Annotated in this window: 16 protein-coding genes; 2 read left to right on the top strand and 14 right to left on the bottom strand. The window is 72.9% G+C overall.

Features of this window, described 5'->3' with window-relative positions; genetic code table 11:
• Nucleotides 1–189: 189 nt before the first annotated feature.
• Both ACZ4WH_RS39980 and ACZ4WH_RS39975 read right to left on the bottom strand, forming a co-directional pair.
• Nucleotides 190–1,074, bottom strand: a complete 885-nt coding sequence (locus tag ACZ4WH_RS39980) for an alpha/beta fold hydrolase (RefSeq protein WP_468190266.1) — start codon at nt 1,072–1,074, stop codon at nt 190–192.
• Between the two features lie 274 nt (nt 1,075–1,348).
• Nucleotides 1,349–2,041, bottom strand: coding sequence for a metal-dependent transcriptional regulator (locus tag ACZ4WH_RS39975; RefSeq protein WP_030341848.1), 693 nt, complete (start codon nt 2,039–2,041; stop codon nt 1,349–1,351).
• A gap of 247 nt (nt 2,042–2,288) precedes the next feature.
• Between ACZ4WH_RS39975 and ACZ4WH_RS39970 the strand changes: the two genes are divergently transcribed.
• The gene (locus ACZ4WH_RS39970) at nt 2,289–3,044 is read left to right on the top strand and encodes an SIS domain-containing protein (protein ID WP_468190264.1); all 756 of its coding nucleotides are present in this window, start codon (nt 2,289–2,291) and stop codon (nt 3,042–3,044) included.
• A gap of 447 nt (nt 3,045–3,491) precedes the next feature.
• On the opposite strand, the gene ACZ4WH_RS39965 is transcribed toward ACZ4WH_RS39970, so the two are convergent.
• From ACZ4WH_RS39965 to pdxH, 3 genes are all read right to left on the bottom strand, one after another.
• A complete protein-coding gene (locus ACZ4WH_RS39965; protein WP_468190262.1) occupies nt 3,492–4,895 on the bottom strand; it encodes a PAS domain-containing protein in 1,404 nt (467 codons plus the stop codon).
• 113 nt (nt 4,896–5,008) lie between these two features.
• On the bottom strand, nt 5,009–5,467 hold the full coding sequence (locus ACZ4WH_RS39960; RefSeq protein ID WP_468190260.1) for a GNAT family N-acetyltransferase: 459 nt from the start codon (nt 5,465–5,467) through the stop codon (nt 5,009–5,011).
• A gap of 364 nt (nt 5,468–5,831) precedes the next feature.
• Nucleotides 5,832–6,506 carry a pyridoxamine 5'-phosphate oxidase gene (gene pdxH, locus ACZ4WH_RS39955; RefSeq protein ID WP_468190258.1) on the bottom strand — a complete coding sequence of 225 codons (675 nt, stop codon included), beginning with the start codon at nt 6,504–6,506 and terminating at the stop codon, nt 5,832–5,834.
• 177 nt (nt 6,507–6,683) lie between these two features.
• Between pdxH and ACZ4WH_RS39950 the strand changes: the two genes are divergently transcribed.
• Entirely contained in the window at nt 6,684–7,784 is a 1,101-nt protein-coding gene (locus ACZ4WH_RS39950) for a citrate synthase 2 (RefSeq protein WP_468190256.1), read from the top strand.
• Nucleotides 7,785–7,826: 42 nt separating this feature from the next.
• Here ACZ4WH_RS39950 and ACZ4WH_RS39945 read toward each other — a convergent pair whose 3' ends face one another.
• The 9 genes from ACZ4WH_RS39945 to ACZ4WH_RS39905 all read right to left on the bottom strand — a co-directional run bounded on the left by ACZ4WH_RS39945 (nt 7,827) and on the right by ACZ4WH_RS39905 (nt 19,161).
• Nucleotides 7,827–8,852 carry an isopenicillin N synthase family dioxygenase gene (locus ACZ4WH_RS39945; RefSeq protein ID WP_468190254.1) on the bottom strand — a complete coding sequence of 342 codons (1,026 nt, stop codon included), beginning with the start codon at nt 8,850–8,852 and terminating at the stop codon, nt 7,827–7,829.
• A 246-nt stretch (nt 8,853–9,098) separates the two neighbouring features.
• Nucleotides 9,099–9,704, bottom strand: coding sequence for a TetR/AcrR family transcriptional regulator (locus tag ACZ4WH_RS39940; protein WP_468190252.1), 606 nt, complete (start codon nt 9,702–9,704; stop codon nt 9,099–9,101).
• Nucleotides 9,692–10,438: an enoyl-CoA hydratase family protein gene (locus tag ACZ4WH_RS39935; RefSeq protein WP_468190250.1), complete on the bottom strand. Its 747-nt coding sequence runs from the start codon at nt 10,436–10,438 to the stop codon at nt 9,692–9,694. Before ACZ4WH_RS39935 ends, ACZ4WH_RS39940 begins: the two co-directional genes overlap by 13 nt.
• Complete coding sequence (locus ACZ4WH_RS39930) at nt 10,435–12,003, bottom strand: 4-coumarate--CoA ligase family protein (protein WP_468190248.1); 1,569 nt, start codon at nt 12,001–12,003, stop codon at nt 10,435–10,437. Before ACZ4WH_RS39930 ends, ACZ4WH_RS39935 begins: the two co-directional genes overlap by 4 nt.
• Nucleotides 12,004–12,025: 22 nt before the next feature.
• A complete protein-coding gene (locus ACZ4WH_RS39925; RefSeq protein ID WP_468190246.1) occupies nt 12,026–13,186 on the bottom strand; it encodes an acyl-CoA dehydrogenase family protein in 1,161 nt (386 codons plus the stop codon).
• Nucleotides 13,187–13,242: 56 nt separating this feature from the next.
• Complete coding sequence (locus ACZ4WH_RS39920) at nt 13,243–15,090, bottom strand: acetyl/propionyl/methylcrotonyl-CoA carboxylase subunit alpha (protein ID WP_468190244.1); 1,848 nt, start codon at nt 15,088–15,090, stop codon at nt 13,243–13,245.
• Between the two features lie 8 nt (nt 15,091–15,098).
• Nucleotides 15,099–16,697, bottom strand: coding sequence for an acyl-CoA carboxylase subunit beta (locus tag ACZ4WH_RS39915; protein ID WP_468190242.1), 1,599 nt, complete (start codon nt 16,695–16,697; stop codon nt 15,099–15,101).
• Nucleotides 16,694–18,370: an acyclic terpene utilization AtuA family protein gene (locus ACZ4WH_RS39910; protein ID WP_468190240.1), complete on the bottom strand. Its 1,677-nt coding sequence runs from the start codon at nt 18,368–18,370 to the stop codon at nt 16,694–16,696. The genes ACZ4WH_RS39915 and ACZ4WH_RS39910 overlap by 4 nt, the downstream gene beginning before the upstream one ends.
• The gene (locus ACZ4WH_RS39905; RefSeq protein ID WP_468190238.1) at nt 18,367–19,161 is read right to left on the bottom strand and encodes a TIGR03084 family metal-binding protein; all 795 of its coding nucleotides are present in this window, start codon (nt 19,159–19,161) and stop codon (nt 18,367–18,369) included. The genes ACZ4WH_RS39910 and ACZ4WH_RS39905 overlap by 4 nt, the downstream gene beginning before the upstream one ends.
• Nucleotides 19,162–19,188 lie beyond the last annotated feature (27 nt).

Genomic DNA, 19,188 nt, shown 5'->3' with positions numbered 1-19,188 from the left:
GGGTGAGGGGGGGAGTGGGAGCGGGTTCACTAACGCGTTGGGGGGGGGCGGGGGGTTTTGGGGGTGCGGGTACGTGGGGGCTGGTCGCGCAGTTCCCCGCGCCCCTTCGGGGGCGCGGGGAACTGCGCGAGTACGCACCACCCGCCCGCACCCGCCGACGACACACCAACCCGGCAGACGCCTAGGCACTCAATCCCCGAGCAAGCCGTCAAGGAACGGTGAGACGGCCGCCCGCCAAGCCTCCGGCAGGTCGTAGTGGGCCAGGTGCCCCGCGTCCGGGACCTCCGCGTACTCCCCGCGCGGCAGCACCCGCACCATCTCCTGGGCCTCCGCCCGGCCCAGCTCGCCGTCCACGCCGCGCACCACCAGCGTCGGGCACCGGACCTGGGCCAGCTCCTCCCAGTGGGCGTCGTAGACCCATGTCTCGCGGGAGCTGAGCATCTGTTCGGGGTCGAAGACGGGCCGCCAGCCGTCCTGGCACTCGTGCATCACCTCCGCGTAGAACGCCCCGCGCGCCGGGCTCGGCCGCTCCACCCAGGGGTCGTCCTCGCCGAACCACTTGCGGACGTCGGCCAGGCTGGCGAACGGGACGGGCCAGGACCGGAACCAGTCGGCCCACTCGCGCTGCGAGGCCGCGCCGAGCGCGGAGGCCCGCATGTCGCAGATGATCAGGCCGCGCACCAGATCGGGGCGCTTGGCGGCGAGCTGCCAGGCGGTCAGCGCCCCCATGGCGTGGCCGATGAGGAGGACGGGTCCGAGGCCCAGCTGTTCCACGGCGGCCTCGGCGTCCTCGACGTAGGCCTCGCGGGTGTACGCGGCGCGGGGAGGCTTCTCGCTCTGGCCGTGGCCGCGCTGGTCGAGCGCCACGGCACGGTGGCGGCCGGCGAGCCAGCGGGCGGTGGGCGCCCAGTGGGAGGCGCGGCCCATCAGACCGTGAAGTAACAGCACGCCCGGAGCACCGGACTCCGCCTCCCCTTCGCTGTCCGGCTCCGCCTCCGGTTTCGGAGGGTCGGCGAATTCCCAGGCGGCGAGGCGCACCCCGCCCGCTCCCGTCACATCGATACGCCGTGCCATCTGGCCTGGCACCCCCCAGCTCCGCCGTCCTCGTCGTCCAGCTGCTTCAGGCTATCGAATGCCTATTCGAAAATTCCGTTTCCGCGGACAACACCCCTCATTTGAGTGACACCCCTCAAGGAATGATCGCCTCAGCCGAGGGGATGTCTTCTGGCGGGAGGCGGACCGCTCGGGGAAAAGCCGGTCCGCAGGGGATGACCCTGAGAGCTCGGGGCTCCGGGTCAGCACGGGGGAGGACAGGCCCCGGCGCGCAAGCGCCGGGGCCCTCTCCGTCTCAGCGCTTGGCGACGAACACGTGGGAGGCGATGTCCGCCTCCAGCTCGGCCGCCTCGCCGCCGCTGCCCACCAGCACACCACCGGGCGACTCCGTCACACTCACCACCGAGCCGGGCTGCACGCCCGCGCGCCGCAGCGTGTACATCAGCTGCGCGTCCGTCTGGATCGGCTCGCCGATACGGCGGACGACGACCGTCTTGCCGTCCGAGCCCGGGTCGAGGTCGGCCAGCGAGACCATGCTCTCGTCCAGGAACGGATCGGCCCCGTCCTTCTCGCCCAGCTCCTCCAGGCCCGGGATGGGGTTGCCGTACGGCGACTCGGTGGGGTGCCGCAGCAGTTCCAGCACGCGGCGCTCCACGGCCTCGCTCATCACGTGCTCCCAGCGGCACGCCTCCGCGTGCACCTGCTCCCACTCCAGCCCGATCACGTCGACGAGCAGACACTCGGCCAGGCGGTGCTTGCGCATCACGCGCGTCGCCAGGCGGCGGCCCTCGTCCGTCAGCTCCAGGTGGCGGTCGCTGGCCACGGAGACCAGGCCGTCGCGCTCCATCCGCGCCACCGTCTGGCTCACCGTCGGGCCGCTCTGGTCCAGCCGCTCCGCGATGCGGGCGCGCATGGGGACGACGCCTTCCTCTTCGAGTTCGAGGATGGTGCGGAGATACATCTCCGTGGTGTCGATCAGTCCGGACATACGTGCCCCTCGATTACCTCTGCCGGCAGCCGGCCGCGTGCGCTGGCCCTGGCATCAATTCTGCCGGATCCCACTGACAAGCGGGCGGCACCGGCGAAACGGGGGCCGACTCGGGGGTGCGGGTGTGCGGGTGGCCGGTCGCGCAGTTCCCCGCGCCCCTTGGGGGCGCGTCCCCCGGCCGTATTGACACCGCACTGGTCCAGACCGCACGGTGATCCGCGACACAGACGCTGCGAAGGGGCACCGCATGAGCGACGGCACGCCTGCCGACCTGTTCTTCGACGCCGCCATCGGCCTGCTGCACCGGGTCCGCGACGAGGAGGCCGGGGCGATCACCGCGGCCGGCACCCTGCTCGCCGACACGGTCGCGTCCGGCGGCCGCCTGTTCGCCTTCGGCGCCGGGCACTCCTCCCTGGCCGCCCAGGACGTCGTCTACCGCGCGGGCGGCCTGGCCCTGATGAACCTGCTCGCCGTCCCCGGCGTCGTCGGCGTCGACGTCATCCCGGCCACCCTCGGCTCCGCCCTCGAACGCGTCGACGGCCTCGCCGGCGCCGTCCTGGAGACCTCGCCGCTCCGCGCCGGCGACGCCCTCGTGATCATCTCCCTCTCCGGCCGCAACGCGCTGCCCGTGGAGATGGCCCTCACCGCCCGCGACCTCGGCGTGAAGGTCATCGGCGTCACCTCGGTGGCGTACGCCTCGCAGACGACGTCCCGGCACGCCTCGGGCACCTTCCTCAAGGACCACTGCGACGTCGTCCTCGACTCGAAGATCGCCGTCGGTGACGCGGAACTCACCCTCGACACCATCCCGGCGCCCTTCGCTCCCGCGTCCACGGTCGTCACCACCGCCCTGATGCAGGCCGTCATGGCGACCACCGCAGCCACCCTCGCCGACCGCGGCATCGAACCCCCGCTGCTGCGCTCCGGCAACGTCGACGGCGGACACGAGTGGAACGGCCGGGTGATGACGGAGTACGGCGACCGGATCTTCTACCGGCACTGACAACACCCCACGCCGGGAGAAGACCCACTCCGCCACCCTGACCGCGCCCACCGGTCGACCACGCCCACGAGACAGCCACGGCCGACCCCACGAGGAAGGGCGGCCACAGGAACGCCACACGCCACCCGGCGACTCCGTCCCCCGCCCGCCAGAACGCCTGCTCCGCCGCCCGCCCCCGCACCGCCTCCACCCCATCGAGCGCGCCCACGAGACGGCTGCGGCCGACCCCAACACGGAAGCACCCGGGGAAAGCCGCCGTAGGAACGCCACCCGGCGACCACGGCCCGCGCCCGCCAGAACGCCTACTCCGCCGCCCGCCCCCGCACCGCCTCCACCCCGTCCAACGCGCCCACGAGACAGCCACGGTCGACCACACGTAGAAAGCACCCGCGGAAAGCCGCCGCAGGAACGCCACCCGGCGACCACGGCCCGCGCCCGCCAGAACGCCTATCCCTCCGCCCGGTCCCGTGCCGCTGCCGCCAGGTCCAGTGCCGTTGCGATTCGTGCGGCCACGTCCTCGGCGTACGCGGTGTCGGAGCGTTCGAAGCGGCTGCGGCCGGAGCCGCGCAGGAAGGTCACCACGCCCAGCGTCCGGCCCCGGCTGCGCAGCACCGCGCACAGTGCGTGCACCGCGTCGCCGGGCCACTGGCGTTCCAGCGCCCACTCCCTCGCCCGTTCGGCGGAGACCGACCCGGCGTCCGCCCGCACGGCTCCGGCCCGCTCCACGCACTGGAGCGCCGGGTGGCCCTCCGGGTAGCGCACGGGCAGCCCGGCCGCGCCGGTGAGCAGGCTGGGACCCGGCGCCCCGGCGGGCGTGGCGGCGAGCCGTACCAGCCGGACCGGGCCCGGGCCGTCCTCGCCCTCCGCGCGCGGGCGGTCCGCCACCCGGTCGACGAGGCCGTGGTCGGCGAAGCCGGCGAGGGCGAAGTCCAGATGGACGGTGGCCGCCTCCGCCGGGTCCTCGCACTCGGCCGCCGCCCGGGCCGCCCGGTGCAGCTGGTTCGTCCGGAACCGCAGCAGGGCCGCCTCCTGCTCACCCTGCTTGGCCTCGGTGACGTCCTCGAACAGCCACCCCACCCCGAGCGGCACCGGCTCCTCGGCGAGCGGTGAGGCCAGCCGCAGGAACCCGCTGCGCCAGCAGCGCCGCTTCTCGCCCTCCGGGGCGCGCACGGTCACCCACATCTCGGCGGGCGCGGGCGGCGCACCCTCGGCCAGGACGTGGGTCAGCGCGGCCTCCAGTTCCTCCACGCCCCGCGCGAGCAGCTCGCCCAGCGGACGCCCCAGTACGGACGTACGCCCCACTCCCAGCGCCCGCGCCGCGTGCGCGTTCACCACGGCGGGCCGCAGATCGGCGTCGACCAGGACGACTCCCCAGGCCGCGTCCTCGAACAGCGCCTCGCTCAGCGCGATCGACCGCTCCAGGTCGATCTGCGCGTGCACCTCGCTGAACGCGCAGTACACCCCGGCGGGCTTCCCGTCGGGCCCGCGCACGGCGGCCGACTGCGTCCGTACGAGCACCCGCCCGCCGTCCTTCGTCACCAGCGCGAACTCGTGCACCTGCCGGCCCGGCGCGTGCATCGACGACATCAGCCGGGCGTGCACCTCCTCGGCGTCGGCGCTGCGCACCGCCCAGCCGGCGAACCCGTGCCGCCCGACGGCCTCGGCGGCCGTCCAGCCGAGGATCCGCTCGGCCTCCCGGTTCCAGTGGGTCACGACCCCGTCGGCGTCGAAGGCGCACAGCGCCGCGTCCATGCCGTCCAGCAGCGCCGCGAGCAGGTCGGAGCCGCCGGGCTCACCGGGCTCGTCCGGCCCCAGTTCATCAGTGGTCCCACTCCGTCGCGAAGCACTCACCTGGACCCCCTGGAGACTGCGTCCGCGCACGCACGGCGCTCGGTTCGCTCACTGCCCATCATTCAACTGGAACGTGACACACCCCACACCCTGTTCCCGCAAGATTGCGGGGATCAATGCCCCGGACCGCCCGGGGAGAGCCGCAGGTCCACCCACTCGTCGCGCTCCCCGTCCAGCACATACCGGTCGATCTCCGCGTACCCGCGCCGCGCGGCGAAACGCAGCCCGTCCTCGTTCACGGCCAGCACGCACGTCTCCACGGCTTCGGCACCCAGCACGCGCGCGTGGGCAAGCGCGTCCTCGTGGATCGCCGTACCGAACCCGCGCCGCCGGAACCCGGGCAGCACGCGCGCGATGACGGTCGCCACCCTCCGCTCCCCCGCCGGCGGACGCACGGTCGAACACCCGACGAGCACCTCGCCGAGATACGCGTTCGCCAGCCGGTACCGGTCCTGCCGTTCGCGTGCCTCGTCCAGAGACATCGCGGCGGGCGGCACGACCACGTTGTGGACGTGCCGCCACTGTTCGAGCATCCCGTCGCCGTCGACACCCGCTATCCGAAGATCCGTCACGCGAGCACCTATACCAGTCACCGCGCCGGTCGTCGGGGGGCGGGTGAGAACAGGCAGGTGAAAAAAACAGTTGAGCCCGCCGCGGCGGCTTCTTAGGGTGTCGGGTACACGAGAAGGGAGGTGGTTCGGCAGATGTATGAGAACCGGACGCGTGAGGTGGCTGCGGGCTAGCGGCCCGTCACCACACCATGTGCGGTGCCGGACCAGCACGCGACAGATGCGTGCAGCCGGCCCAATCCCAAGCAGTCACCCGACCCGCGGGCTGCCGGTACGTCCGGCCGGCTCCTCCTGGAGGAACCCAGCCCGCGGGTCGTCTGCGTTCTCGCCCGCGTGTCGCGGGGTCCCCGGTCAGGGGCTGAGGCGTTCAGGGGCTGAGGCGTTCGACCTTCCAGGTGCCGTCCGGCCGGGCGGTGTAGCGCAGGCGGTCGTGCAGGCGGTTCTCCCGGCCCTGCCAGAACTCGATCGTCGCCGGGGTGACACGGAAGCCGCCCCAGTGCGGCGGGACCGGGACCTGTTCGTCCTCCGGGTAGCGGGCTTCGAGTTCGGCGTAGGCCGTGTCCAGCTCCGTGCGGGAGGCGATCACCGTGGACTGGGCGCTGGCCCAGGCGCCCAGCTGGGAGCCGTGCGGGCGGGTGCGGAAGTACGCGGCGGTCTCGTCGCGGCCGGTGCGCCGGGCGGTACCGGTGACGATGACCTGGCGGGCCAGCGGGTGCCAGGGGAAGAGCAGCGAGATGTGCGGGTTCTCCGCCAGGTCGCGGCCCTTGCGGGAGTCGTAGTTCGTGAAGAAGACGAAGCCGTCGGTGTCGTACTGCTTCATCAGCACCGTGCGTGAGCTGGGGCGGCCCTCGGCGTCCGCCGTGGAGACGACCATCGCGTTGGGCTCGTAGAGCGTGCCGTGCAGGGCCGCGCGGGCGGCGTCCTCGAACCACCGGGTGAACTGGTCCATCGGATGGGTGGCGAGATTCTCTTCGGCGAGGCCGTCGGCCCGGTACTGCTTGCGCATGGCGGCGGGATCCAGGAGCGGGTCACGGTCGGTCACGCGGCCATCCTGCCGTATCGAACGGGTATGGCACTCAGTGTCGTGTGGTCTCCCCAACCATGGCACCGGGGGTTATCGTGCTGCTCCCTTTGCGGTTGGGTTGACCACGGGTGACCACCGGCAGATCGGGGCATCACCGGGGTGACCGCCGCCCAACACATCACGAGGAGCCGCCTGATGTCCGATTTCGTACCCGGGCTCGAAGGAGTCGTCGCGTTCGAGACGGAGATCGCCGAACCGGACAAGGAGGGCGGCGCCCTGCGCTACCGGGGCGTCGACATCGAGGATCTGGTCGGTCACGTCTCCTTCGGGAACGTGTGGGGCCTGCTGGTCGACGGCGCCTTCAACCCCGGCCTGCCGCCCGCCGAGCCGTTCCCGATCCCCGTCCACTCCGGTGACATCCGCGTGGACGTCCAGTCGGCGCTCGCCATGCTCGCCCCCGTGTGGGGACTGCGTCCCCTGCTCGACATCGACGAGCGGCAGGCCCGGGAGGACCTGGCGCGGGCCGCCGTCATGGCCCTGTCGTACGTCGCCCAGTCCGCGCGCGGGCAGGGGCTGCCGATGGTGCCGCAGCGCGAGATCGACAAGGCGAACTCGGTCGTGGAGCGTTTCATGATCCGGTGGCGGGGCGAGCCGGACCCCAGGCATGTGGCGGCCGTGGACGCCTACTGGACCTCCGCCGCCGAGCACGGCATGAACGCCTCCACCTTCACCGCCCGGGTCATCGCCTCCACCGGCGCGGACGTCGCCGCCGCGCTGTCCGGCGCGGTGGGTGCGATGTCCGGGCCGCTGCACGGCGGTGCGCCCTCGCGCGTGCTCGGGATGATCGAGGAGATCGAGCGCACGGGGGACGCGGAGGCGTACGTCAAGCAGGCGCTGGACCGGGGCGAGCGGCTGATGGGCTTCGGGCACCGGGTGTACCGGGCCGAGGACCCCCGGGCGCGGGTGCTGCGGCGTACGGCCCGGGAGCTGGGGGCGCCGCGGTTCGAGGTCGCCGAGGCGCTGGAGAAGGCCGCGCTGGAGGAGCTGCACAATCGCCGGCCGGACCGGGTGCTCGCCACCAACGTGGAGTTCTGGGCCGCGATCATGCTGGACTTCGCCGAGGTGCCGGCGCACATGTTCACGTCGATGTTCACGTGCGCCCGTACGGCCGGGTGGTCGGCGCACATTCTGGAGCAGAAGCGGACGGGGCGGCTGGTGCGGCCTTCCGCTCGGTATGTGGGGCCGGGGCCGCGTCGGCCGGAGGACATCGAGGGGTACGGGGAGATCGCCCACTGAGAGGGGTGGTCGGGGCGCGTGGGCGACCGCAGGCCGGTTTTCTCACGCCGCTGCCAGCAGGTCTCTGTGATGCCTCTCCGCCACCAGCGGGTGGGCCCTCAGCTTGCCCTTGAGTTCGTTGTAGCCGTACTCGGCGTACAGCGGGTTCGTCGGGTCCGTCGTGATGCCGGGGGCCTTCGACGCGTGCGGGAACGGGAGCGGCTCGACCCTCGCGTCCAGACGGGGGTTGTAGAAGAACGGGACCGAGAAGCGCTCGGTGGCGCCGGGCGGGCTGACGACCCGGTGGTTGGTGGCGAGGAGGTAGCCGTTGGTGGCGACCTCCAGCAGTTCGCCGAGGTTGACGACGAACGCGCCCTCGATGGGCGGGACGTCGTGGAAGCGGCCGTCCTCGCGCTGGACCTGGAGGCCGCCGACCGTGTCCTGGAGGAGCAGGGTCAGGAAGCCGTAGTCCTTGTGGGCGCCGACGCCCTGGCCGGTGCCGTCGTCCGCGCTGCCGGGGTAGCGGACGAGCTTGAGGTGCGGGTGGGCGCGGTCGCCGAACACGGGGTCGTAGAAGTCGGCCGGGGCGCCGATGGCGGTCAGGAGTTCACGCAGGAGCCGGTGGGCGACCCCGCTCAGCTTGTCGATCCAGGCGAGGGCGGCCGTGCGGAGTTCGGGCAGGGCGGCCGGCCACTGGTTGGGGCCCTGGAGCCACCAGTACGGCGGCTCGCCGGGGCCGGGGACACGGGCCGGGCGTTCGGCGCCGATGTCGAGCTGGTCGCGCCAGTCGCGGGCGCCGCCGGTGCGCTCGTCGCCGGTGCGGGTGTAGCCCCGGAAGTGCGGGGAGCCGACGTTGTCCAGGGCGAGCCGGTCGGCCTCGGGGAGGGCGAAGAAGGCGCGCATGGCGGCGAGCAGCGCGTCGGTCTCGGCCCGGGTCACGCCGTGGCCGACGAGCTGGAAGAAGCCGACGTCGTGGGCGGCGCTGTGCAGCTGGGCGTGGAGCAGGGCGCGGGCCTGCGGGTCGCGGTCGGCGGCCGACAGGTCGATGATCGGGAGCTGGTCGTACGACGGCACTGTGTGCGTGGTCATGATGCGTCCGCGGGGTGTACGGGGCACGGGTGACCGCCGAGGGGTGGTGGCGGCCCCCGGGTGCCGGAAAGAGGAGAAAGAGAGAAGAGTGGGGGCTGGTCAGGCGGAGAGGCGCCGACAGCCCATGCTCGTGACGCGCACGTAGTCCACGTGGCGGCGGCGAACGAGCATCGGAAGCATGGGCCAAGGGTAACGCGCCCCCACCGTGGCTCCTTCAGCCCGGCACGACCTCGGCCCAGCGCCTGTTCAGCCCAGCGTTTCCTCCAGCAGCGTCGCCCACTGGGCGACGACCCGTTCGCGGCGGGCGGTGTCGTCGGTGAGGAGGTTGGCGAGGCCCAGGCCCCGGGCCATGTCCAGGAGGCCCTGGACGGTTTCGCGGACGCCGGGGCGGGACTCGTCGGCGCGCAGGAGGTCGACGGCGATGCGGTGGGTCTCGCGGCCGACGCGCGCCTCCAGCTCGGTCACGCGCGGGCGCAGCTGTTCCTCGTCGCAGGCTGCGACCCACAGGTGCAGGGCGGCGCGGAACAGGGGGCCGGTGTAGAGGTCGACCAGGGCCGACACGACGGCCCGGCGGTCGGCGGCTCCGTCCGGGAACAGGGCCCGCAGGGCGAGGGAGCGTTCCTCGGAGACGTACTCGACGGCGGCGGTGAAGAGGTCTTCCCGGGTCGGGAAGTGGTGCTGGGCCGCGCCCCGCGATACGCCGGCCCGTTCGGCCACGACGGCGACCGTGGAGCCCGCCCAGCCGCGCTCGGCGAGGCAGGCCACGGCGGCTTCCAGGAGCCGCTGCCGGGTGGCCCGGCTGCGGTCCTGCTTGGGGACGCGCTCCCGTTCCGTCGTACTCACACCACCCATGCCGCATCACGTCTTTCCAGGAAGGCCGTCATCCCCTCCCGGGCCTGGGGGGAAGCGAACAGCCGGGCCGAGAGCGCGGTCAGCTCGGCCGCGTCCCGGTCGAATGTCTCCAGCACCCTAGCCGTGAGCAGCCGTTTCGTCTCGGCCAGGGCCTGTGGGGAGGAGCGGCGCAGGCCGTCCAGGACGGGGGCCAGGGCGTCGTCGACGTCGTCCGCCGTCACCGTCAGCAGGCCCAGGCGCACGGCCTCGGCCGCATCGAAGCGTTCGCCGGTGAGGTAGTGGCGGGCCAGGGCGCGGGGGTCGGCGCGCGGGATCACCGGCAGGGAGATCACGGCGGGGGCCACGCCGATGCGCACCTCGGTGAAGGCGAAGGTGGCGTCGGTGGAGGCGGCGGCGATGTCGCAGGCGGCGAGCAGGCCGAGACCGCCGGCCCGGACATGCCCGGTGACACGGGCGACGACGGGTTGGGGAAGCTCCACTATCTGCCGGAGCAGGGCCACCAGGGCGTCGGGGTCGGGCGGGTCGCGCAGGTCGGCGCCGGCGCAGAACGTCGTACCGGTGTGGGTGAGGACCACGGCCCGTACGTCCGGGTCCCTGCCGCAGTCGGTCAGGGCCTCGGCGAGTTCCGTGACGAGTGCGGCGGACAGGGCGTTGCGGGTGCCGGTGGAGTCCAGGCTGAGGGTGTGGACGCCGCGCGCGCGTGTGCGGCCGATCAGTGCGGTCGGGTCCGTCACGTGTGCTCCCTGAGCTGTCGGCGCAGGATCTTGCCGGAGGCGGCGCGGGGGACGGTGTCGATGAAGGTGATCCGGCGGACGCGTTTGTACGGCGCGACGCGTTCGGCGACGTACAGCAGGACGTCGTTCTCGGTCAGGCCGTCCGCGCTGGGGTGGCGGACGACGAAGGCGTGCGGGATCTCGTTGCCGTCCTCGTCGTACGCGCCGATGACGGCCGCGTCGGCGATGTCCGGGTGGGTGAGAAGGAGCGCCTCCAGTTCGGCGGGGGCCACCTGGAAGCCCTTGTACTTGATCAGTTCCTTCACCCGGTCGACCACGAACAGCCAGCCGCCGGCGTCGACGTATCCGACGTCCCCGGTGTGCAGCCAGCCGTCGGCGTCGATCATCGCGGCGGTGGCGTCGGGCCGGCCGAGGTAGCCCTTCATGACCTGGGGGCCCCGGATCAGGATCTCGCCGGACTCGCCGGTGCCCAGGTCCTTGCCGGGGTCGTCGAGGGAGACGATCCGCATCTCGGTGCCGGCGATGAGCCTGCCGACCGTGCCGGCGGGGGCCTCGCGCAGCCGGTCCAGGGGGACGACATGGGTGCCGGGGGACAGTTCCGTCATGCCGTACGCCTGGCCGATCGGGGGCAGGCCCAGGCGTTCGGCGCAGGCGACGGCGAGCCGGGCGTCCAGCGGGGCGGCGGCGCTGATCACGTACTTCAGCGAGGACAGGTCGTAGCGGCTGACCGCCGGGTGCTTGGCGAGGGCGAGGACGATCGGCGGGGCCACGTACAGGCCGGTGATGCGGTGCTTCTCGATCGCGGCGAGGAACGTCTCCAGCTCGAAGCGCGGCAGGACGACGACCGTGGCGCCCTTGCGCAGGGGCGCGTTCATCAGGGCGGTGAGGCCGTAGATGTGGAAGAACGGCAGGACGGCGAGGATGCGGTCGCCAGGGCCGGCGGGGACGGCGGGCTCCAGCTGGGTGAGGTTGGTGGCGATCTGCCGGTGGGTCAGCATGACGCCCTTGGGGGTGCCGGTGGTGCCGGAGGAGTACGGCAGCGCGGCGATGTCCTCGGCCGGGTCGATGTCCATCTGCGGTTCGGGGGCGGCGGTGGCGAGCAGGTCGATCAGCGAGCGGTGCCCGGGCGCGCTGTCGCACACGAGGATCTCCCGTATGCCGCCCGCGAGTTCGGCGGCCCGGCGGGCGGTCTCCAGCAGCGGGGAGACGGTGACGATCCAGCGGGCCGCGCTGTCGACGAGCTGCCCCGCGAACTCCTCGGCGGTGGCCAGCGGGTGCGCGGTGGTGACGGCGGCACCCGCGCGCGTGGCCGCGTAGAAGGCGGTCGGGAACGCGATCGTGTTGGGGCTGTGCAGGGCCAGGACGTCGCCCTTGCGGACGCCCACGTCGGCGAGGGCGGCGGCCAGGCGCCGGTGGAACCGGTCCACCTGCTCGTACGTGAGGGTGGTGCCGTCCGTGCCGTCGATGAGGGCCGGCTGGTCGCCGAAGGCGGCGGCCCGGCCCAGGACGGCCTCGTGGATGGGGAGTTCCACGGGCGGAACGTCTGCGTACTCGCTGCGGAACACGGTTCCTCCTCGCACAGGGCGCCTAGTACGACTTGGGCAGGCCCAGGGTCTGGTGGGAGACGTAGTTGAGAATCATCTCCCGGCTCACCGGAGCAATACGAGACACGCGCGCCGCCGTTATCAACGAGGCGAGCCCGAACTCGCGCGTGAGCCCGTTGCCGCCGAGGGTGTGCACGGCCTGGTCCACGGCCTTCACGCAGGCCTCGCCCGCCGCGTACTTGGCCATGTTCGCGGCCTCGCCCGCGCCGATGTCGTCGCCCGCGTCGTAGAGACGGGCCGCCTTCTGCATCATCAGCCGGGCCAGTTCCAGGTCGATGTGCGCCTGCGCCAGGGGGTGCGCGATGGCCTGGTGGGCGCCGATGGGGGCCTTCCAGACCGTGCGGTCGCGGGCGTACTCGACGGCCTTGGCGAGCGCGTAGCGGCCCATGCCGATGGCGAACGCGGCGGTCATGATCCGCTCGGGGTTGAGCCCCGCGAAGAGCTGGAGCAGCCCGGCGTCCTCGTCGCCGACGAGCGCGTCGGCCGGCAGCCGTACGTCGTCCAGGACCAGCTCGAACTGCTTCTCGGCGGCGTTGAGTTCCATGTCGATCGGGCGCTTGTGGAAGCCCTCCGCGTCCGTCGGGACGATGAACAGGCAGGGCTTGAGGCGTCCGGTGCGGGCGTCCTCGGTACGGCCGACGATCAGGACGGCGTCGGCGATGTCGACCCCGGAGATGAAGACCTTGCGGCCGGTGAGCAGCCAGTCGGCGCCGTCCCTGCGGGCCGTGGTGGTGATGCGGTGGCTGTTGGAGCCGGCGTCGGGTTCGGTGATGCCGAAGGCCATGAGGCGGGTGCCGTCCGCCAGCGCGGGCAGCCAACGGGTTTTCTGGTCCTCGGTGCCGAAGCGGGCGATCACTGTGCCGCAGATCGCCGGTGAGACGACGAGCATCAGGAGGGGGGAGCCGGCGGCGCCCAGCTCTTCGAGGACGATGGACAGTTCGGAGATGCCGCCGCCTCCTCCTCCGTACTGCTCGGGGAGGTTGACGCCGAGGTAGCCGAGCTTTCCCGCCTCGCTCCAGAGTTCGGTGGGGGCCTTGCCCTCGGCGACGGTGCGGGTGAGGTAGTCGCGGCCGTAGCGCTTGCCGAGGGCGGCCACCGCCGACCGTAGGGCCTTGTGTTCTTCGGACTCGATGAGGGTGGTCATGCGATTCCTCCGTGTGCGGGTTGTTGGGTGGTTGGTCGCGCAGTTCCCCTCGCCCCTCAGGTCGGCTGCACTACCGCCAGCACCATGCCGGGCTCCACCTGCTGCCCGGGCTCGGCATGAAGCGCGCTGAGCGTTCCCTCCGCCGGGGCCGAGATCTGGTGCTGCATCTTCATCGCCTCCAGCCAGATGAGGCCCTGACCCGCCCGAACCGTTGCCCCTTCCGTCAGACCCTCGGCGATCTTGACCACCGTGCCCGGCATCGGGGCCACCAGGGACCCCGGTGCGAGCTGGGCCGTCGGGTCGGGGAAGCGGGGCAGGGCGGTGAGGCGGGTGGTGTTGACGTGGACCTGGTCGCCGTACCGCGCCACCTGGAACTTCCGCCGTACGCCGTCCACTTCGAGCACCACCAGACCCGCGTCCGCGTGGACGACCCGGACCCCGTCGGCGACGAGGCCCTCCCTCGTGTGCCGGTAGCGGACCTCGTGCTCCTCGCCGTCCCTCGCGTACCGCTTCACCTGTGGCTGGGACGGAACGTTGCGCCAGCCGCCGAAGCGGGAGCGGCCGTGGGCGTCGGCGAGTGCTGCGGCCAAGGGGGCGTAGGGGTCGGGGGCGGGCTCGGTCAGCGCGTCGAGGTGGCGGTCGTAGAAGCCGGTGTCCATGCGGGCGGCCGTGAACTCCGGGTGGCGCAGGGAGCGTACGAGCAGGTCGCGGTTGGTGACCGGGCCGTGGATCGCGGCGGACTCCAGCGCGCCCGCGAGCCTGCGGATCGCCTCCGCGCGCGTGGGGGCGTGGGCGACGACCTTGGCGAGCATCGGGTCGTAGTGGACGCCGATGGTGTCGCCGTCGGTGTAGCCGGTGTCCAGGCGGACGCCTTCGGGTACGGCGAGGCGGTGCAGGGTGCCGGTCCGGGGGGCCCAGTCGCGGGCGGGGTCCTCGGCGTAGAGGCGGGCCTCGACGGCGTGGCCACGCGCGCGTGGAGGGTCGTTGTCGAGGGCGTGGCCCTCGGCGATCCGGATCTGTTCCGCGACCAGGTCGAGACCGAAGACCGCCTCGGTGACGGGGTGTTCGACCTGGAGACGGGTGTTCATCTCCAAGAAGTGGGCGCGGCCGTCGGCGACCAGGAACTCGACGGTCCCCGCGCCGACGTACGAGACGGCGCGGGCGGCGCGTACGGCCAGCGTGCGCAGCTCCTCCGCGAGCGCCGTGGTGAGTCCGGGCGCCGGGGCCTCCTCGATGACCTTCTGGTGGCGGCGCTGGAGGGAGCAGTCGCGGGTGCCGAGCGGCCAGACGGTGCCGTGGGTGTCGGCGAGGATCTGCACCTCCACATGGCGGCCGTGTTCGAGGTACGGCTCCACGAAGACCTCGCCGTCGCCGAAGGCGCTCGCGGCCTCGGCGCGCGCGCCCTCCAGTGCGGCCCGCAGCTCGTCCAGGCGGCGCACGATCCGCATCCCGCGCCCTCCGCCACCGGCCGCCGCCTTCACCAGGACGGGCAGGTCGGCGTCGCTGACGGCGGCCGGGTCGAGCGGGGTGACGCCCATGAGCCGCTTGGCTCGGGTCTTGGACGCCATGGCCTCGACGGCCTCCGGGGGCGGGCCGATCCAGACCAGGCCGGCGTCGATCACGGCGCGGGCGAAGTCGGGGTTCTCGGAGAGGAAGCCGTAGCCGGGGTGCACGGCGTCGGCGCCGGACGCCAGGGCCGCCTTCACGATCAGGTCGCCGCGCAGGTACGTCTCGGCGGGCGCCGCGCCCGGCAGTCGTACCGCCGTGTCGGCCACGCGCGCGTGGAGCGCGTTCTCGTCGGCGTCGGAGTGCACCGCGACCGTCCGGATTCCCGACGCACGGCAGGTGCGGATGACACGGCAGGCGATCTCGCCCCGGTTGGCGACGAGCACACTGGTGATCACGGAATCCCTCACATCCGGAAGACGCCGAAGCCGCCGCGCGCGCCCTCGTAGGGCGCGGTGTGCAGGGCGGAGAGGCACAGGCCGAGGACGGTGCGGGTGTCGCGCGGGTCGATGACGCCGTCGTCGTACAGCCGCCCGGACAGGAACATGGGCAGCGACTCGGACTCGATCTGCTGCTCCACCATGGCGCGCAGGGCCGCGTCCGCGTCCTCGTCGTACGGCTGTCCCTTGGCCGCAGCCGACTGCCGGGCGACGATCGACAGCACGCCGGCGAGCTGCTGCGGGCCCATGACGGCGGACTTGGCGCTGGGCCAGGCGAACAGGAAGCGCGGGTCGTAGGCCCGGCCGCACATGCCGTAGTGCCCGGCGCCGTACGACGCGCCCATGAGGACCGACAGGTGCGGGACCCTGCTGTTGCTGACCGCGTTGATCATCATCGCGCCGTGCTTGATGATCCCGCCCTGCTCGTACTCCTTGCCGACCATGTACCCGGTGGTGTTGTGCAGGAAGAGCAGCGGGATGTCGCGCTGGTTGGCGAGCTGGATGAACTGGGCGGCCTTCTGCGACTCGGCGCTGAAGAGGACGCCCTGGGCGTTGGCCAGGATGCCGACGGGGTAGCCGTGCAGGGCCGCCCAGCCGGTGACCAGGCTGGTGCCGTACAGCGGCTTGAACTCGTCGAAGTCGGAGCCGTCCACGATCCGGGCGATGACCTCGCGCGGGTCGAACGGGATCTTCAGGTCGCCGGGGACGATGCCGAGCAGTTCCTCCGGGTCGTACGCGGGCGGCTCGGCCGGACCCGGGTCCGGGTACGCCTTGCGGTGGTTGAGGCGGGCGACGACCCGGCGGGCCTGCCGCAGCGCGTCCTGCTCGTCCAGAGCGAAGTGGTCGGCGAGGCCGGACACGCGCGCGTGCATCTCGGCGCCGCCCAGCGACTCGTCGTCGCTCTCCTCACCGGTCGCCATCTTCACCAGCGGCGGCCCGCCGAGGAACACCTTCGCCCGCTCCTTGACCATGATCACGTGGTCGGACATGCCGGGGATGTAGGCGCCGCCGGCGGTGGAGTTGCCGAAGACGACGGCGATGGTCGGGATGCCGGCGGCGGACAGCCGGGTCAGGTCGCGGAAGATGGCGCCGCCGGGGATGAAGATCTCCTTCTGGGACGGCAGATCGGCACCTCCCGACTCCACCAGGCTGATGCAGGGCAGCCGGTTGGCGAGGGCGATGTCGTTCGCGCGGAGGGCCTTCTTCAGGCTCCAGGGGTTGCTGGCTCCGCCGCGTACGGTCGGGTCGTTGGCGGTGATCAGGCACTCCACGCCCTCGACCACGCCGATGCCGGTGACGAGGGAGGCGCCGACGGGGTGGTCGCTGCCCCAGGCGGCCAGCGGGGACAGCTCCAGGAACGGGGTGTCGGGGTCCAGCAGCAGCTCGACGCGCTCGCGGGCGAGCAGCTTGCCGCGCTTGCGATGCCGCTGGACGTACTTCTCGCCGCCGCCCGCGAGCGCCTTGGCATGCTCGGCCTCCAGCTCGGCGAGCTTGGCGAGCATGACCTCGCGGTGGGCCTGGTAGTCGGGGCCGGTGGGGTCGAGAGCGGTCTGAAGAACCGTCACAGCAGGGTCTCCGGGATGTCCAGACGGCGGGAGCGCAGCCATTCGCCGAGGGCCTTGGCCTGCGGGTCGAACCGGGCCTGCGCGGCGACGCCGGCACCGAGGATGCCTTCGACGACGAAGTTGAGGGCGCGCAGGTTCGGGAACACGTGCCGGGTGACGGGCAGGTCGCGGCACTCGGGCAGCAGCTGCCGGAAGAGGTCGGTGGTCAACGCGTGCGCGAGCCACCGCCAGGCCTCGTCCGACCGCGCCCACACCCCCACGTTGGCGTTCCCGCCCTTGTCCCCACTGCGCGCCCCGGCGACCAGCCCGAGGGGCACCCGGCGGGTCGGGCCGGACGGAAGGGGTTCCGGGAGGGGCGGGGGCGGTACGGCGTCCAGGGGCCGCGTGTCCTGGGGCGGCGGCACGGGGACACGGCGTCCGTCGTGGAGGACGGCCACATGGTGTACGGCCACATGGGGCACGTACACATCCTCGAAGACCCCATAAGGGGCGCCCTTTCCGGGTGGGGACAGCACATGGAAGCCCGGGTAGCTGGCGAGGGCCAGCTCCACGGCGGCCCCGCTGAGCGCCCGCCCCACGACCCGCTGGTCCGGGTCCCGTACGACGAGCCGCAGCAGCGCGCTGGCCGTCTCCTCGGTGTCCGCGTCGGCCCGGTCGGTCCGCACGAGATCCCAGCGGACCTCCTGCGGCGGCGACTTGGCGAGCGCGTCGGTGAGCTGCTCCCGCACCAGGGCCGCCTTGGCCTCGATGTCGAGTCCGGTGAGGACGAAGACGACCTCGTTGCGGAAGCCGCCGAGCCGGTTGAGCCCGACCTTGAGCGTGGGTGGTGGCGCCTCCCCGCGCACCTGCTCGATCCGCACCCGGTCCGGGCCGTCCTGGCTCAGCCGTACGGTGTCCAGCCGGGCGGTGACGTCGGGTCCGGCGTACCGGGCGCCGCCGGTCTCGTACAGCAGCTGCGCGGTGACCGTGCCCACGTCCACGAAGCCGCCGGTGCCGGGATGTTTGGTGATCACGCTGCTGCCGTCGGCGTGGATCTCGGCGAGCGGGAAGCCGGGACGCCGTACGTCCCCCTCGCCGAAGAACGCGTAGTTCCCGCCGGTCGCCTGGGTCCCGCACTCCAGCACATGCCCGGCGACGACGGCACCGGCGAGGCGGTCGTGGTCGCCCGGCCCCCACCCGAAGTGGGCGGCGGCGGGGCCGGTGACGAGCGCCGCGTCGGTCACCCGGCCGGTGATCACCACGTCGGCGCCGGCCCGCAGGCACGCGGCGATGCCGAAGCCGCCGAGATAGGCGTGGGCGGCGAGGGTGCCCGGGTGGGCGGCGGTCAGATCGTCGCCCTCGACATGCGCGACCCGCGCCGGGATGCCGAGCCGGTCCGCCAACTGCCGTATCTCGTCGGCGAGTCCGGCCGGGTTGAGGCCGCCGGCGTTGGTGACGATCCGCACGCCACGCTCGTGGGCGAGCCCCAGGCACTCCTCCAGCCGACGCGGGAAGGTGCGGGCGTACCCGGCGGCCGGGTCCTTCAGCCGGTCGCGGCCGAGGATGAGCATGGTGAGTTCGGCGAGGTAGTCACCGGTGAGGACGTCGACCTCGCCGCCGGTGAGCATCTCGCGCAGGGCGTCCGCGCGGTCGCCGTAGAAGCCGGAGAAGTTGCCGACGCGCAGCGGGGTCACCGGCCGCTCTCCTGCGGCGGGCGGCCGGTGCCGGGCGGGCCCGCGAAGGCCTGGGCGATGTCGAGCCAGCGGTCGGCGTCCGGGCCGACGGCCGTCAGCGCGAGGTCGCCGCGGTGGGCGCGCTGGGTGACCAGGAGGCAGAAGTCGAGGGCGGGGCCGGTGACGCGCTGGGCGGCGCGCTCGGCGCCGAACGCCCACACCTGACCGGAGGGCGCGGTCAGTTCCACCCGGAACTCCTCGGCCGGCAACGTCAGTCCGTGCACCCCGAAGGCGAAGTCACGCGTCCGCACCCCCAGTCGGGCCACATGGCGGAGCCGGTCGGTGGGTGGGCGCACCACACCCAGGGCGTCGGCGATGTCCAGCCCATGGGCCCAGGTCTCCATAAGTCGGGCCGTGGCCATAGAGGCGGCGGACATGGGCGGGCCGTACCAAGGGAAACGGGCGCCCGCCGGTGCGTCGCGCAGGGCCCGGTCGAGGGCGCCGCGCCCGCCGCGCCAGGCCGCCAGCAGGTCGGCGGGCGGGAGTACGGCACCCTCCTCCGCTCCCTCGTCCACGAACGAGTCGGGTGCGGCGAGCGCCTTCTCGACCAGCGCCTGGAAGGCGTCGGCATCGGTGACGGCCAGCAGGGCCGAGCGGTCGGTCCAGGCGAGGTGCGCGATCTGGTGGGCGACGGTCCAGCCGGGCGCGGGCGTGGGCAGTGCCCACTGCGCCGGGGTCAACTCGGCCACGAGCAGGTCGAGTTCCTCGCTCTCGGCACGCAGGTCGTCGATGACGGGCGTCGGGTCGGCCATGGGGGGAGCATGGCAGCGGGGGAAGAA

The organism is Streptomyces sp. NPDC029138, assembly GCF_055564375.1.
This window is presented reverse-complemented; position numbering and strand designations above follow the sequence as displayed.